Annotated in this window: 15 protein-coding genes and 1 other annotated feature; of the genes, 2 read left to right on the plus strand and 13 right to left on the minus strand. The window is 28.7% G+C overall.

The window, feature by feature from the left end:
• Window positions 1–9 precede the first annotated feature (9 nt).
• From H8891_RS10210 to H8891_RS10270, 13 genes are all read right to left on the minus strand, one after another.
• Window positions 10–2676, minus strand: coding sequence for a valine--tRNA ligase (locus H8891_RS10210; protein WP_187006376.1), 2667 nt, complete (start codon window positions 2674–2676; stop codon window positions 10–12).
• Window positions 2677–2746: 70 nt separating this feature from the next.
• Window positions 2747–2975: a binding site (T-box leader), on the minus strand.
• A 67-nt stretch (window positions 2976–3042) separates the two neighbouring features.
• Window positions 3043–3855 carry a polysaccharide deacetylase family protein gene (locus H8891_RS10215; protein ID WP_187006377.1) on the minus strand — a complete coding sequence of 271 codons (813 nt, stop codon included), beginning with the start codon at window positions 3853–3855 and terminating at the stop codon, window positions 3043–3045.
• Window positions 3856–4023: 168 nt separating this feature from the next.
• A complete protein-coding gene (gene phoU, locus H8891_RS10220; protein ID WP_187006378.1) occupies window positions 4024–4677 on the minus strand; it encodes a phosphate signaling complex protein PhoU in 654 nt (217 codons plus the stop codon).
• A gap of 45 nt (window positions 4678–4722) precedes the next feature.
• Entirely contained in the window at window positions 4723–5478 is a 756-nt protein-coding gene (gene pstB, locus H8891_RS10225; RefSeq protein ID WP_187006379.1) for a phosphate ABC transporter ATP-binding protein PstB, read from the minus strand.
• Window position 5479: 1 nt separating this feature from the next.
• Complete coding sequence (pstA, locus tag H8891_RS10230; RefSeq protein WP_187006380.1) at window positions 5480–6304, minus strand: phosphate ABC transporter permease PstA; 825 nt, start codon at window positions 6302–6304, stop codon at window positions 5480–5482.
• A 1-nt stretch (window position 6305) separates the two neighbouring features.
• Window positions 6306–7208 (minus strand): phosphate ABC transporter permease subunit PstC, encoded by a 903-nt coding sequence (gene pstC / locus H8891_RS10235; protein ID WP_187006381.1) that lies wholly within the window; start codon window positions 7206–7208, stop codon window positions 6306–6308.
• Between the two features lie 34 nt (window positions 7209–7242).
• Window positions 7243–8064 carry a phosphate ABC transporter substrate-binding protein gene (locus H8891_RS10240; RefSeq protein ID WP_187006382.1) on the minus strand — a complete coding sequence of 274 codons (822 nt, stop codon included), beginning with the start codon at window positions 8062–8064 and terminating at the stop codon, window positions 7243–7245.
• A 262-nt stretch (window positions 8065–8326) separates the two neighbouring features.
• The gene (gene pepF / locus H8891_RS10245) at window positions 8327–10111 is read right to left on the minus strand and encodes an oligoendopeptidase F (protein WP_187006431.1); all 1785 of its coding nucleotides are present in this window, start codon (window positions 10109–10111) and stop codon (window positions 8327–8329) included.
• A 24-nt stretch (window positions 10112–10135) separates the two neighbouring features.
• Entirely contained in the window at window positions 10136–10987 is an 852-nt protein-coding gene (locus tag H8891_RS10250; RefSeq protein ID WP_243207832.1) for a DegV family protein, read from the minus strand.
• Between the two features lie 46 nt (window positions 10988–11033).
• The gene (locus tag H8891_RS10255; protein ID WP_187006383.1) at window positions 11034–11705 is read right to left on the minus strand and encodes an MgtC/SapB family protein; all 672 of its coding nucleotides are present in this window, start codon (window positions 11703–11705) and stop codon (window positions 11034–11036) included.
• 98 nt (window positions 11706–11803) lie between these two features.
• The gene (locus H8891_RS10260; RefSeq protein ID WP_187006384.1) at window positions 11804–12640 is read right to left on the minus strand and encodes a mechanosensitive ion channel family protein; all 837 of its coding nucleotides are present in this window, start codon (window positions 12638–12640) and stop codon (window positions 11804–11806) included.
• A 115-nt stretch (window positions 12641–12755) separates the two neighbouring features.
• Window positions 12756–12929 carry an aspartyl-phosphate phosphatase Spo0E family protein gene (locus H8891_RS10265; protein WP_147546805.1) on the minus strand — a complete coding sequence of 58 codons (174 nt, stop codon included), beginning with the start codon at window positions 12927–12929 and terminating at the stop codon, window positions 12756–12758.
• Between the two features lie 63 nt (window positions 12930–12992).
• The gene (locus H8891_RS10270; protein WP_187006385.1) at window positions 12993–13502 is read right to left on the minus strand and encodes a Gx transporter family protein; all 510 of its coding nucleotides are present in this window, start codon (window positions 13500–13502) and stop codon (window positions 12993–12995) included.
• Window positions 13503–13675: 173 nt separating this feature from the next.
• On the opposite strand from H8891_RS10270, the gene H8891_RS10275 reads away from it, so the two are divergent.
• Window positions 13676–13894, plus strand: a complete 219-nt coding sequence (locus H8891_RS10275; protein WP_147546809.1) for a FeoA family protein — start codon at window positions 13676–13678, stop codon at window positions 13892–13894.
• Between the two features lie 12 nt (window positions 13895–13906).
• Window positions 13907–15835, plus strand: coding sequence for a ferrous iron transport protein B (feoB, locus tag H8891_RS10280; protein WP_187006386.1), 1929 nt, complete (start codon window positions 13907–13909; stop codon window positions 15833–15835).
• Window positions 15836–15839: the final 4 nt, after the last annotated feature.

Genomic DNA, 15839 nt, shown 5'->3' on the forward strand with positions numbered 1-15839 from the left:
TTAGATTTATTATTTTATTTTTGCTTCTATATTTTCTATTCTTTCAAGAACTGATTTCATCATTTCTTCGAATTTTTCTTTTTTAGCTTTTTCTTCATTAACTAAGCTTTCTGGAGCTTTAGCTAAGAATCCTTGATTAGAAAGTTTTCCGTTAACTCTCTTTATTTCGCCTTCTAATTTAGCTTTTTCTTTATTTAATCTTTCTAATTCTTTAGTAAAGTCAACTAACTCATCAAGCGGTATGAATATCTTAACTCCGTCTATAACAACACTTACTGCATCTTCTGGTATGTTAGTTTCATCTTCAACTATATCTACTATAGATGCAGATGCTAATGTTACAAAGTAATCACGTCCAGCTTCCATAGCTTCTTTCTTTTCAGCTGTTGGAACTATTATAACTTTAGCTTTCTTTGATGGTGGTACGTTCATTTCAGCTCTTACATTTCTTATGTTTCTTATACCATCCATTGTTAAATTCATCATTTCTTCTTCTTTAGCCATATTATCAGCTTCATTATAATGAGGGAATTCAGCCACTACTATACTTCCTTCTACAGTTGGAAGGTGAGTATATATTTCTTCTGTTATAAATGGCATGTAAGGATGAAGAAGTTTTAATATTTTTTCTAATACATATGTTAATGTATATAATGCTGTTTGTTTAGCAGCTTTATCATCAGAGTATAATCTTGGTTTAACTATTTCTATATACCAGTCACAGTACTCTGACCAAGCAAAGTCGTATATCTTTTGAGCTGCTATTCCTAAGTCAAACTTATCCATGTTGTCAGTAACTTCCTTAACAACATTATTAGCTCTAGATATTATCCACTTATCAGCTAAAGTCATATTACCTTCTACTGATTCTCTAGTTACACCTTTCATTATATCTTCATCTATATTCATGAATACAAATCTAGATGCATTCCATAATTTATTTGCGAAGTTTCTAGCAGCTTCAACTCTTTCCATATAGAATCTCATATCATTTCCTGGAGAGTTTCCAGTAGCTAACATGAATCTTAAAGCATCTGCTCCATATTGATCTATAACTTCTAATGGATCTATTCCGTTTCCTAGAGATTTACTCATTTTTCTACCTTCTGAGTCTCTAACTAGTCCATGTATTAATACATGTTCAAATGGAGCTTCTCCCATACAGAACATTCCTGCAAATGCCATTCTTACAACCCAGAAGAATATTATATCGTATCCAGTTACAAGAACACTTGTTGGATAGTAATAGTTTAATTCTTCTGTGTTATGAGGCCATCCTAATGTTGAGAAAGGCCATAATGCAGAACTAAACCATGTATCTAGTACATCTTCATCTTGTTTAAAGTGAGTATGTCCACACTTAGGACAAACTGTAGGCATTTCTTTAGCAACTACTACTTCATTACACTCTTGGCAATAGTAAGCTGGTATTTGATGTCCCCACCATAACTGTCTTGATATACACCAGTCTCTTATATTTTCTAACCATTGTAAGTAAGTTTTATCAAACTTATCAGGTACAAACTTTAATTCTTGTTTCTTTAATATATCTATAGCAGGTTTTGCTAATTCATCCATTTTAACAAACCATTGGTCAGATAATCTTGGCTCAACTACAGTTTTACATCTGTAGCAAGAACCTACATTATGGTTATGATCTTTTATAGCTATTAAGTATCCAGCTTCATCTAAGTCAGCTATAAGTTGCTTTCTACACTCATATCTGTCCATACCTTCGTACTTACCAGCTAACTTATTCATAGTTCCGTCTTCGTTCATAACATTTATCTTTTCAAGATTGTGTCTTTGACCTACTTCAAAGTCATTAGGGTCATGAGCTGGAGTCATCTTAACTGCACCAGTTCCGAACTCTAAATCAACATAATCATCTGCAACTATTATAAGTTCTCTACCTACTAAAGGAAGTATTGCATGTTTTCCTACTAAGTGAGTATATCTTTCATCTTCAGGGTTTACAGCTATACCTGTATCTCCTAGCATTGTTTCTGGTCTAGTTGTAGCTATTTCTAAAAATTCATCACTACCTGCTATTGGGTATTTTATGTGATAGAACTTTCCATCATGTTCTTCATGCTCAACTTCAGCATCAGATAATGTAGTTTTACAATCTGGACACCAGTTTATTATTCTGTTTCCTCTATATATTTGACCTTTTTCATATAGTTTCACAAAGAACTCTGTAACTGCTTCATTACAGCCTTTATCCATTGTGAATCTTTCTCTATCCCAGTCACAAGAATCTCCTAATTGTTTCATTTGGTCAACTATTTTTCTACCAAATTCATTTCTCCAATCCATAGCTCTTTTTAAGAACTCTTCTCTTCCTAACTCGTACTTAGTTTTTCCTTCTTGTTCTTTTATTCTTTCAACAACTTTAACTTCTGTTGCTATAGATGCATGGTCTGTTCCTGGTTGCCATAAAGCTTCATAACCGTCCATTCTCTTCCATCTTATAAGTATATCTTGTAAAGTATGGTCAAGAGCATGCCCCATGTGTAATTGTCCTGTTATATTTGGTGGGGGAAGCATTATTGTGAATGGCTTTTTATTTGGGTTTGGCTTAGATTTAAATAATCCTTCTTCTACCCACTTTGAATATAATCTTGATTCAAAGTCTTTCGGATTATACGTTTTTGGTAAATTAGTATTTTCCATATAGATTCCTCCTGTTATTTTTGTATTTGAAAATAATTTTTCTATAAATTAAAAAAGAGCTCTTCATCCATTTAAGGACGAAAAGCTCGCGTTACCACCTTAATTTTATATAAATCTTAAATTAAAATTTATATAACCCTTAATAAATTTAACGATTCTCACCGTCTAAACCTACTACTATTTCAGCTTAGAAACTCCAAAGCTACCTTCTGCAATTCATTTCTTAGAAAGTTTTTCAGCCGATGAACTTTCCTCTCTGTAAGTTGAGTTTGCATACTCCTCTTTTTCTTAGTTTTTAATTATTCTATTTATCTTTTAATTATATATAATCACTATTATTATTGTCAATATTTATAAATATTATATTCAATTAGTTAAGTTTTGTTCCCAATAATTTTTAGGTTTATCTCTTTCTTTTATCGGAAGTATTGTATAACCTTTTTCTCTTAATATATCTATCATTCCTTGAAGTGCCTTAACACTTTGTTCTTTTTCGTGCATAAGTAATACTACTTCTTTATGTTGTCCTAAATATGTCTCTACATTTTTTATTATCTCTTTATCTGTAGCTCTCCAATCTTGTGTATCTAAGTTCCAATCCCATATTTTATATCCAGCTTCTACTAGTGCATCATAAGATTCTTTTGGTGCATAAGGCTTACTTCCATATGGTAATCGTATTAACTTTGATGTTTCATTTGTTATTTCTTCTAGACTATTATTACATTTATCAAATTCAGATACTGTAGTCTTTGGTGTTTTGTATAAAATATTTATGTCATGACTTACGCTATGAAATCCCAAAGAATGTCCATCACTTTCTATTCTTTTTAATTCATTAGAATATCTATTCATATTTTTATCTATCATAAAAAAAGTAGCTTTTATATCATTTTTATGTAATATATCAAGTATTTCATTAGTATATTTTGATGGCCCATCATCAATTGTTATATACGCAACTTTTTCAGGCTTTGGTTTAGGTCCTCTTTCATTTACTTTAGTTGTACTAATCATAAGCTGTGTTAATGTCATATTTTCACTATTTAGTAAAACTATTTCTTCTTCATCATAACTTTTCGAAGTTTCAATTATATTATCACATTTAATAAATATTAAAAATAAAAGTACTCCTACTATAAACACATTTAAAAAAATAGGTTTTATTCTTCTACTCATCCCAAATTCCCCTTCATATTATTAATAAACACTATATTATTAATGATTATTGACACTTATCTTAATGTATATAGCCTTATTTTTTAATTTGATATTATATTTAAATAAATATGTTTATAGTCTTAGAAATATTAATACAAAAAAATAAAACTACTTAATTCTGTAGTTTTATCCAATCTCCACCATATTACCTTTTAAGGCATATATTATTTTTTCACATATATTTGTAGTATGATCTCCTATTCTTTCTAAATATCTACCTACAAATACTATACGTACGCCTTGGTCTATATTCATTTCTTTTTCATGCATTACTTTAAGTGTATGAACTTGCACACATTCATATAAATCATCTACTACATCATCTTTTAATGCTACTTTATAGGCAAGTTCTGCATCTCTATTTTTCAAAGCGTTTTTAATATCTTCTAACATATCTATACAAACATCTTTCATCTTCGGAATATCCACTAATTCCTTTATATATTCTTCACTACCTATTTTTATAACTTCATCAGCTATATTAACAGCATAATCTCCTATACGCTCTAATTCTATGGATATGCTACCTAAAGAATATATAAATCTTAAATCTTTAGCCATAGGTTGCTTTAATGCCATAAGTTCAATACTTCTATCTCGTATATAATCTCTTAAAGTATCTATTTCATCATCTTTATCCGCTATTAATCTAGCGTTTTTTATATCTTTATTTATCATACACTTCATTGAATCTTCTAGAATTTCCTCACATTTATCAATCATTTTTAGTGTATAGTTAATAAGAGTATTTATACTTAACTCCAAGCTACTGTTGATCATGTTAAAACTCCTTTTTATAAATTGTTTTATATAATAAATCTGATTTTAACCAAATCTTCCTGTTATATAATCTTCTGTACGCTTATCAATTGGGCTCGTAAATATAGTTTTTGTTTCATCAAATTCAATAACCTCACCAGATAAGAAGAATGCAGTTTCATCAGATACACGTGCCGCTTGTTGCATATTGTGAGTTACTATTACGATAGTATATTTATCTTTCAATTCATTAATTAATTCTTCTACCTTAGACGTAGATATTGGGTCTAGCGCAGATGTTGGTTCATCCATTAATATTACTTCAGGCTTCATAGCAATAGTTCTAGCTATGCATATACGTTGCTGTTGACCACCAGATAAACCTAATGCTGACTTATTTAATCTATCTTTCACTTCATCCCAAATAGCAGCTCCTTTTAAACTTTCTTCAACTATTTGATCTAAAATTTCCTTATCTTTTATACCATGCACCCTTGGTCCATATGCTACATTATCATATATACTCATTGGAAATGGATTAGGTTTTTGAAAAACCATACCTACTTTAGTACGTAATTTTATAACATCATCAGATTTATATATATCTTCTCCATCGACAAATATTTCTCCTTCTATATTTACATTCTCTATTAAATCATTCATCCTGTTTAATGTTCTTAAAAATGTTGATTTACCACATCCAGAAGGACCTATTAACGCTGTAACTTTTCTTTCCTTTATTTCCATGTTTATGTTTTTTAAAGCTTGATTATTACCATAAAATAGTTTTAAGTTTTTTACATTTATTTTAATGTTCTCCATCCTAATAAATCTCCTTACTAAATTTTTTAACTATAAACTTAGCTAAAGCATTTAAGCATAATACTATTACTATTAAAACCACTCCTACACTAGCAGCTGCTTGTATATTTCCAGTTTCTTTAGCCAACAAATATGATTGAACTGTTAATGTTCTAGCACTATCAAATATTCCAGTTGGCATCTTCGCAACTGTTCCAGCAGTTAGCAATATTGCTGCTGATTCTCCAACTATACGCCCTATAGATAATATTATTCCTGATAATATTCCAGGCGCTGCACTAGGAATTATAACTTTACATATTGTTTGAAATTTAGTAGCTCCCATGGCTAAAGATGCTTCTCTATAACCTATTGGAACTGTTTTTAATGATTCTTCTGTTGTTCGTATTATTAAAGGTAAAATTATTATAGATACTGTTAATGACCCAGCAAGTATTGAATATCCCATTTTAAGAGTTATTACAAAGAATATTCCTCCAAATAATCCATATACTATAGACGGTATACCTGCTAAACTCTCTGTGGCAAATCTAACAGAGTTAACAAATTTACCTTTTTTAGCATACTCCTGTAAATATATCGCAGCTAATACTCCTACAGGAGTTGCAACTAATATAGATAAAAATACTGTATATAAAGTTGTAATTATCATAGATAATATTCCTCCGCCTTCTCCAGCAGAGTAATCACTTGTTAAATATTTAAAATTAATCCCACTAATACCTTTTATAATTATAAATCCTACTATCACTACTAACACACTTATAGTAAATATTGCTGATAATAAAATTAAAGCTTTTAATACATTTTCTTTTAATCTTCTCATATTACATGCCTTCCTTATTAGAAAGTTTATTTAATAACAAATTGAGTATTAATATAAATGCAAACAAAACTACTCCTGTTGCAAATAACATTTCTTGATGTGTTCCAAATGCATATCCCATTTCTAATGCTATATTCGTAGTTAGGGGTCTTACACTATCCATTATAGAGTTAGGTATAACAGGTGAATTACCTGCAACTAACATAACTGCCATAGTTTCTCCTAACGCTCTTCCTGTTCCCAATACAACTGCAGCTAATATTCCTGATTTTGCTGCTGGTAAAACTACCTTAAAAATAGTCTCTATCTTTGATGCTCCTAAAGCTAAAGACCCTTCTCTATATGCATTTGGTACAGCTTTTATAGCAGTTTGTGAAACAGATATAATTGTAGGTAACATCATTATAGATAAAACTATTATTACAGCTAACAAACTTTGTCCTTTTGGTAAATTAAATAACTCTTGCATTGTTGGAACTATTACTGCTAATCCAAATAAACCATACAAAACAGATGGTATCCCAGCAAGTAAATCAACACCTGAACATATTACTTTAGCTACTTTTTTAGGAGCAACTTCAGCAATAAATACTGCTGTAAGAATACCTATGGGTGCTCCTATTAAAAGAGCTCCTATAGTTGATATTATTGATGCAACTATCATTGGTAAAATTCCAAATTTATTTGCACTTGGAACCCAAGTTGTCCCTGTTATAAAATCTATAAATGAATACCCTTTTGCTATAAATGGTGTAAGCCCTTTATAAAAAACAAATCCTATTATAAGTAGCAAACTTATTACTGCTAATAATGCACTCGCCATAAATACATTCTTTGCTAATTTTTCTATAGTATATTTTGTTTTATTATCTTTAGAACTAACTAGTTGCTCCTTAGCTAACATAAATACCTCCATTTAACTCTTAAAAACTTAGAAATTATTTAACTCTTATCAATCCTTTTTCCTCTACTATCTTTTGTCCATCTTCACTTAACACATAGTCTATAAATTGCTTTCCATTTTCTGATATCGAGTCTTCTTTATATACTAATAAAAATGGTCTTGCTAATTTATATTTTCCGCTCTTAGCATTTTCTGCAGTCGGTTTTACACCATCTATTTGAGTAGAATTTATACTTTCATCTAAATAGCTAAATGAAGTATATCCTATTGCATTTTCATTTCCTGCCACTGTAGATTTTATATTTCCATTTCCATCACTTATTTGAGCTTCTTTTGTTAATTGTGTTGAATCATATCCAACTATTTCTTGGAATGCATCTCTAGTTCCTGAACCATCTTCTCTTGAAACTACTACTATTGGAGCATCTTTCCCTCCAACTTCTTTCCAATTAGTTATTTTTCCTGTATATATATCTTTTACCTGATCTATAGTAAGAGATTTTACATCATTGTTTTTGTGAGTTATAACGCCTATACCATCAATAGCCATCTCTGATTGTGAAATACCTGAACTTTTTTCTTCATCTTTTAAATCTCTTGATGCCATCCCTATTTCCGCTACGCCATTTATCGCATCTTTTATTCCAGCTGATGAACCTAATTGGTTTACTTCTATTGATACATCTGGGTTTATTGACTTAAATCCTTCTGCTTCTTTTTCTATAACTGGTCCTATTGAAGTTGATCCTGATATTGATAATTTAGCTGAACTTAAATCTGATGATCCACATCCTACTGTTAATAATCCTGTAGTTACCGCACTTAATAATAAAACTCCTATCCTTTTTCTTAACATAATATCTCCTCCAAATTTTTAATATTATTTATAATTGCTTAGCGTTTTATATCTGACCTTTATTATTATTTTTGTTATCTACTTTATACTTTAATAATAAATTTTTAATGTTAAATTCAAATTAGATATATGTTAACTGAAAGTAAATTGGGTTAAATAAAAGTAAATTAGTATTAAAAGAAAGTAAAGTATACTTTTACAATTAGAATTTAACACTACATATTAAATTCTAATTGTAAGAAATAAAAAAAGAGAATGTTAATTAACATTCTCTTTCTAATTCTTCTACTAATTCCTTAAATACTCCTAAAGCTTTCTCTATTGATTCTTTCTTTTCCATATCTACGCCTGCTGCTCTTAGTTGGTTAAGAGGATATTCTGATCCTCCACTTTTTAAGAAGTTTAAGTATTTTTCAACTGCACTTTCGCCTTCATTTAATATTTTTTCACTTAAAGCACTTGCTGCTGAAAATCCTGTTGCATATTTATATACATAGAAATTAGAATAGAAATGAGGTATTCTAGCCCATTCTAATCCTATTTGCTCATCTACAACACAAGACTTACCATAATACTTTTCATTTAATTTATAATAAATATCTGTAAATTCTTTAGCTGTTAATGGTTCTTTAGCTTCAACTCTTTCATGCGTTATTTTCTCAAATTCTGCAAACATAGTTTGTCTATACACAGTAGTTCTAAATTGCTCTAAGTAATAATTTAATAGATATATTTTTTCATCTTTAGATGTTGAATTTTCTAATAAGTAATGTACAAGTAATAACTCATTTAAAGTTGAAGCAACCTCTGCAACGAATATTTTATATGAAGAATATAAATATTCTTGGTTAGTTCTAGAGTAATAACTATGCATTGAGTGTCCTAATTCATGTATTAATGTAAATAAAGAGTTTAAATCATCCTTATAACTCATTAATATATATGGAGATGAATCATAACTTCCCCATGAATATGCTCCACCTTGTTTACCCTCATTTTCATACACATCTATCCATCTTTCACTAAAAGCTCTTTTTACTATACTTAAATATTCTTCACCTAAAGGTTTTAATGCTTTTAAAATTATTTCTTGTGCTTGTTCATAAGTTATTTTCATATCAAAATTAGAAGTTATAGGTACATATAAATCATACATATGCATTTTTTCTAATTTAAGATATTTTTTTCTTATATCTATATATTTATTTAAAGCATCTAAACTTTCATCAACTGCATCTATAAGATTGTTGTATACATCTACACTTATATCATCTTGAAATAAAGAACTTTCTATAGCTGATTTATAGTTTCTCATTTTTGCATAAAAAATTTCACTTTTTATACCTCCATATAAAGTAGATGCAAAAGTATTTTTATATTCATCATAAGTTGAATAAACAGCTTCAAATGCATCCTTTCTTACTCTATCATCTTTGCTCTTTAAAAGTGATGAATAATTACCATGAGTAATTCTTATATTTTCTCCATCTTCTCCTTTTATTTCGGGAAATTTTAAATCTGCAAAAGAGAACATTTCATATACATTTTCAGCTACTCCACTTAAGTCAGATGCTGCAGCTAGAATTTCTTCTTCTTTTTCTGTAAGAGTGTGTGGTTTTTCTCTTAAAATTTCATCTATATATTTCTTATAAAAACTTAATTTATTATCCTTTAAATATTCTTGTAACTTATTTTCATCCATAGCTATTATCTCTGGCACCATATATGATGTAGCCATAGCTAATTCAGTTGAAAGCATTTCTGTTTTCGTAGCATTAGCTTGATTTTCATTTTTTCTAGTATCTTCATGTTGTTTCATATGAGTGTATACATATAAGTTTTGAAGTATTCTAGATGCATTTTCAGAATCACTAAGTACCTTGTAAAGATTTTCTTTACTATCTGCAAGTTTACCTTTGTAACTTTTTAACTCAGATATAAACATATCTATCTTTTTAATATCTTCTTTTATTGATTCTGGGGTTTTATACATATTATCAATGTCCCATTTAAATTTATCTTCTATCGAAGCTCTATCTACCATTATTACTTCACTCCTTTTTTTAGCTTATTAAAGCACTGCTATTAATATAGCCCCTTCTGATGTGTATGTTCCCATAACTGGACCTATACTTGATATTATTATATCCTTATATTCATAATTTTCTTCTATTTGTTTTGCAATTTTATAAGCTTTTTCTTCACAATTTGAGTGACCTATAACTAATGTCTTGTTTGTTGTATCATTAACATTATTTTTAACTATTTCAAGTAGTTTTTTTACACTATTACTTTCCCCTCTAGCTTTATCTATAGGTTTAACTACTCCTCCTGAAATCTCTATAATAACTTTAAAATTAAGTGCATTTATTAACTTCCCTGCTATTGGGTTTACTCTTCCACCTTTTATAGCATTATCAAGGTTATTTAATACCCCATAAAATGCTAAGTCTGTTTTTATATTTTCTAGGTATTCAGCTACCTCTTTTAACGATTTCCCTTCTTGTATTAATTTATTAGCTTTATAAACCATCAATCCAACCCCTATAGATCCACTTAGAGAATCCACAACTGCAATTCTTTTATTTACCCCTGGATTATGTTCTAAATATATATTTTTAGCTAGTACCGCACTACTATACGTACTAGATAATTTAGAAGTTAATGTTATAATTAATATTTCTTCTTCTTCACAATCAAACATTTCTATAAATTTCTCAGGCGATGGGCTAGATGTTTTTGGTAACTCCTTACAGCCCCTCATTTTTTCGTAAAACGTTTCCTCACTAATGTCTACTCCACCTATATAATTTTCATCTCCAAATGCTATGTTTATTCCTACGACCTTTACCCCCATTTTATCTAAAAGTTCTTTGGGAAAATCTGTAGATCCTTCTATTATTACTCTCATGTTTGTCTTCAATTCATACACCTCAACTTTTTTATAGCTACCTCTTATTTTATATATTTTAATGTAAATAATCTATACTTATTATACTTTTTAGTTCATTTAACTCTAATATTATTTTTTCTACCATAATTCGCCTATCATAAACAATAAAAAAATTGATAATATAACAATAATCGTCATTTACTACATCAATATTACTTATTTTTATCTGAGATTTTTCTAATTTGTTATAAATTGTAGATATAATATTGATATTATCTACTTGTATAGTAAGTATATTTTGCTTTTTTCTAAAAACAATCTTATCTATATTCTTTAATATATAAAGAGTTGCCATTACAAAAATCCAAGCAGTTATTCCTAATATATATTGACCATAACCTATAGCTATCCCTATACATGCAGTTGCCCATATACCCGCTGCAGTAGTAAGTCCTCTTATACCACTTGAATTTTTAATTATTGCTCCCGTACCTAAAAACCCAATTCCAGATAATACCTGAGCTGTCAATCTTGATGGGTCTACACTTGTTTTACTTCCATAATCCATAAATAATATTACAGATGTTACAGACGTAATGCATGAACCCATAGATACTAATATATGAGTTCTAAATCCTGCAAATTGATATGATTTTTCCCTTTCAAGTCCCGTTAATCCTCCTATAATAAGAGCTATTAATAATCTCGTTATAATTTCTTTAGCTGCTATAATTACCCCCCCTCTCATAGATAGATATATTTATTTATATTTGTGTGAGCTAGTCATTATTACGACTAGAATTTAATTGAAATAAAAAAAAGAACTATTTAAAATAGTTCTTTTTTTTATTCATCTTTATCATTTTTAATAATATTTATATGAGTAGGATATGCTATGTTTATACCATTTTCTTTAAGTGTAATAAGTATTTGAAGTCTAGCATCTTTTATGACTTTAAAATACTTATTAGATTGAACAGTTCCCGTTATCGTATATTTTGCACCAATAGGATTCTCTTCTATATCAGTTATTCCATATACCTTAAATGACCCTAATGCTTCTTTTCCTTTTTTTATAGATAGAATATCCTTATGTCTTTCATTTAATATATCACATACTTGTTCTAAAGCTTTTATAACATTTCTAGGATCTTCTTCATAAGGTATTCTTACACTTGCAACGACTCTCATTTTAGTTTTACTATAATTTTTAATACTAGATATATTTCCATTTGGAAGAGTTACTCTTCTTAAGTCCCAATCCCTTAAGCTAACACTTCTTAACCCAATTTCTTCTATTGTACCTCTGAATTCTTCATTTATTATAACAAAATCTCCAACTTGTATCTGTTTCTCGAATATAATAAAAAATCCGTTAAATATATCCTTTAATATACTTTGAGATGCAACTCCAACTATAAGCCCTACTATACTAGCTCCTGTTACTAAAGTCCCAAATTTAGTAACATCAACTATACCAAATTCTTTAAGCAAAAGTATTATAGTAAAAATAAATATAATATAATATGCCATTGAGCATAAAAGACTGTTTAAAGTATTTTCATATCTAACGTCAAATCTTGTGAACTCAAATATTTTCTTTAGAAAATATTTTATTAAATTTAATAAAATATAAGCACAAACAATTATAATAATTGAGTTTATTATTTTTGCTAAAATCATGATTAATACCTTTCTTTCAACAATTAATATATATCCTCAATCATAAATTATTAACTTAATATTTAAATAATATACTCACTATAAATATTTAACTTAAATAAAAAAAGCCTTCTTATTATTTAGAAGACTCTTCACTTAATTGTATATACTTATTTATTGCCTCATCAATTTTAGCACTGGTACTAACTAATTCTTCTTTAAATATATCTGGGTATTCTATATAGGTATTTATTTCTTCTCTTAATACCTCTATTTCTTTTTTTAGTAAAGCCAATTCATTATTAGTCATATCATCACCACAGTTAAAATTTTATGTATCCACTTATATTTTAACAAGGTTTTCACCACCATGTCAATAACGGTTTTTGCCAATATATGGTAGTTTATTTATCATATATTTAGATGTAATACCAACGAATATTCCAGTAATTACAGATGCAATTAACATATATGGTAAATATCCAAACATCATAGCATTTTTAATAATCAAACTAGCTACAATTAACTGTCCTATATTATGTCCTATAGCTCCTATAACACTTACCCCTATAATAGAAAATTTATCTACTTTTAATGCTATCATCATAAATAGTAAACTTAAATATGCCCCTGATATACTAAACATCAGATAAGATATAGGTCCTGCAAATATAGATGACATCAATACTCTAACAGAAACAATAATAAAGGTATCTTTTATACCGAATATCACTAAAGAAGTTAAGGTAATTATATTTGTAAGTCCTAACTTAGCTCCTGGAAAAATTGTTATTAAAGGATTAGGTATATATCCTTCTATTATATATAATATCAAACTATATCCAACCATCAATGACATATAAGTCATCTTCTTTGTATTCATTAATAACCCTCCCCAATTTGAGATAAACGTTTTAATTATATATTAACATAATAAGATAATTAGATTACTTATTTTTTTATTAAATAATTCACTATTTATTGACTTTTTGAACATTAAATGATATATTTATAGTATAATTAATTGAGAATGAAACTCATTAGGAGGTGTTAATGATGACTGTTTACGATTTAAAAGTTGGCCAAAAAGGCATAATTGATAATATATACGGAAACGAAAAATTAGCGAAAAGATTATTAGCTCTTGGATGTACCAATGAAACTGAAATAGAAGTAAGAAAAATAGCTCCTTTAGGAGATCCTATATTAGTTCGTTTTAGAGGTTTTGATTTAGCAATAAGAAAAAGTGACGCAAAAAATATTAGCTTAAAATAAGGAGGTATTACCTTGATTAATGTAGCATTATTTGGTAACCCAAATGTAGGTAAAACAACAGTATTTAACCTACTTACTGGTTCTAAACAATATGTAGGAAACTGGCCTGGTGTTACTATCGAAAAAAAAGAAGGATTTATAAGTGAAGATATAAAAATAGTCGATCTTCCTGGTATATATGCAATGGATACATTCTCAAATGAAGAGAAAGTTTCTAAGCAATTTTTAGAAAATGAAAATGTAGATTTAATATTAAACATCGTTGATGCATCTAGTTTAGATAGAAACTTATATCTAACTACACAACTTATGCAATACAATAAACCAATTATATTACTACTTAATATGATTGACGTTGCAGAAGCTAAAGGTATCCATATAGATGCAAAAAAATTAGAAAAAGAGTTAGGGGTTAAAGTAATTCCTATAATAGCCAAGAAAAAAGAAGGCTTAGAAAATATAGAAAGTGATATAAAATCAACTTTATCATCTAAATTTAGTTACAAAAAAGATTTCGGAAATGAAATTAACACATACAGAGAAATAGAAAAAATATTAAGTAAATCTATGAAATCAGGATTTGAGAATAAAGAAAGATTAAGCAGCAAAATAGATAATATAATATTACATCCTATATTAGCTTATCCTGTATTCGTAGCTGCTTTATTAATATTATTCAAGTTTACTTTTGACTGGGTAGGTGGACCGCTTCAAGAGTTAACAGAAACGTTAATAGATACTTATATAGCTACACCTGCTGATGCTTTATTTGCAAGTTCTAGCCCTTGGTTCCATTCATTAATAGTTGATGGATTAATAGGTGGATTAGGTGGTGCATTACCATTCTTCCCATTAATATTTGTATTATTCTTAGGTATGTCATTCTTTGAAGACAGTGGTTATATGGCTAGAACAGCATTCTTAATGGATAATGTTATGAAAAAAGTTGGATTATCAGGTAAAGCTTTTATACCTATGATAATGGGTCTTGGATGTGCTTCTCCAGCAATTATGGCTACTAGAACTTTAGAAAGTGAAAAAGATAGAAAAATAACTGCACTTATCGCACCTCTTATGACTTGTGGTGCTAAATTACCAGTTTATGCATTATTTGTTTCTATATTCTTCCGTAAAAATGCAGCAATTGTAACTACATCACTTTATTTATTAGGTATAGTAGTTGCTATAATAATAGCATTAGTATTAAATAAAACAGTTTATAAAACTGAAATAGAGCCTTTTGTTCTTGAACTTCCAGAATATAAAATGCCAACACTTAATGCATTACTTAAAAATACTTGGAATAAAGCTAAAGGTTTCTTAATAAAAGTTTGTACAATAATGTTTGCTATGTCTGTTGTTATATGGGCATTATCATCATTTAATTTCTCAGGTTTTACTGAAAATATAAATGAAAGTTTCTTAGCTTCATTAGGTCACTTAATAGCTCCTATATTTGCTCCTTTAGGATTTGGTGATTGGAGAGCCGGAGTTTCTATATTAACTGGTATAAGCGCAAAAGAAGTTGTTATAAGTACAATGGAAATAGTTTACGGTAATTTAAATACTACTTTACCTCAATCATTTACAAGTGTAACTGCTTATGGTTTCCTAGTATTCTCTGCATTATACACTCCATGTATAGCAGCTCTTTCTACAATGAGAAAAGAATACGGTAGTAAAATGATGTTTATATCTGCAACTTATCAATTTGCAGTAGCTTGGGTTGCTGCTTTCATAGTTAAGATTGTAGGTTCATTAATATTTGAAGGTTCATCTATATCTTCATTATTAGAATTAGTTATAGGTGGTATAATAGTACTTACAGCACTTATAATACTTTATAAAAATATGAAAGCTAAAAGCAATGGATGCTCTGGTTGTTCAGGATGTTCTAGTCAAGGATCTTGTCCTAGCAGCAAAAGTAAAATTGCAGACTAAAAAA

The sequence above is a fragment of the Paeniclostridium hominis genome (genome assembly GCF_014306135.1).
In the GTDB taxonomy this organism is placed as follows: domain Bacteria; phylum Bacillota; class Clostridia; order Peptostreptococcales; family Peptostreptococcaceae; genus Paraclostridium; species Paraclostridium hominis.

Excerpts from the sequence above, each read along its gene's own strand:
- H8891_RS10210 (WP_187006376.1), bottom strand. The coding sequence starts at position 2,676 with ATGGAAAATACTAATTTACCAAAAACGTATAATCCGAAAGACTTTGAA.
- pstC (WP_187006381.1), bottom strand. The coding sequence starts at position 7,208 with ATGTTAGCTAAGGAGCAACTAGTTAGTTCTAAAGATAATAAAACAAAA.
- phoU (WP_187006378.1), bottom strand. The coding sequence starts at position 4,677 with ATGATCAACAGTAGCTTGGAGTTAAGTATAAATACTCTTATTAACTAT.
- H8891_RS10275 (WP_147546809.1), top strand. The coding sequence starts at position 13,676 with ATGACTGTTTACGATTTAAAAGTTGGCCAAAAAGGCATAATTGATAAT.
- pstB (WP_187006379.1), bottom strand. The coding sequence starts at position 5,478 with ATGGAGAACATTAAAATAAATGTAAAAAACTTAAAACTATTTTATGGT.
- H8891_RS10215 (WP_187006377.1), bottom strand. The coding sequence starts at position 3,855 with ATGAGTAGAAGAATAAAACCTATTTTTTTAAATGTGTTTATAGTAGGA.
- pstA (WP_187006380.1), bottom strand. The coding sequence starts at position 6,304 with ATGAGAAGATTAAAAGAAAATGTATTAAAAGCTTTAATTTTATTATCA.
- H8891_RS10240 (WP_187006382.1), bottom strand. The coding sequence starts at position 8,064 with ATGTTAAGAAAAAGGATAGGAGTTTTATTATTAAGTGCGGTAACTACA.
- H8891_RS10255 (WP_187006383.1), bottom strand. The coding sequence starts at position 11,705 with ATGAGAGGGGGGGTAATTATAGCAGCTAAAGAAATTATAACGAGATTA.
- H8891_RS10260 (WP_187006384.1), bottom strand. The coding sequence starts at position 12,640 with ATGATTTTAGCAAAAATAATAAACTCAATTATTATAATTGTTTGTGCT.
- H8891_RS10270 (WP_187006385.1), bottom strand. The coding sequence starts at position 13,502 with ATGAATACAAAGAAGATGACTTATATGTCATTGATGGTTGGATATAGT.
- H8891_RS10265 (WP_147546805.1), bottom strand. The coding sequence starts at position 12,929 with ATGACTAATAATGAATTGGCTTTACTAAAAAAAGAAATAGAGGTATTA.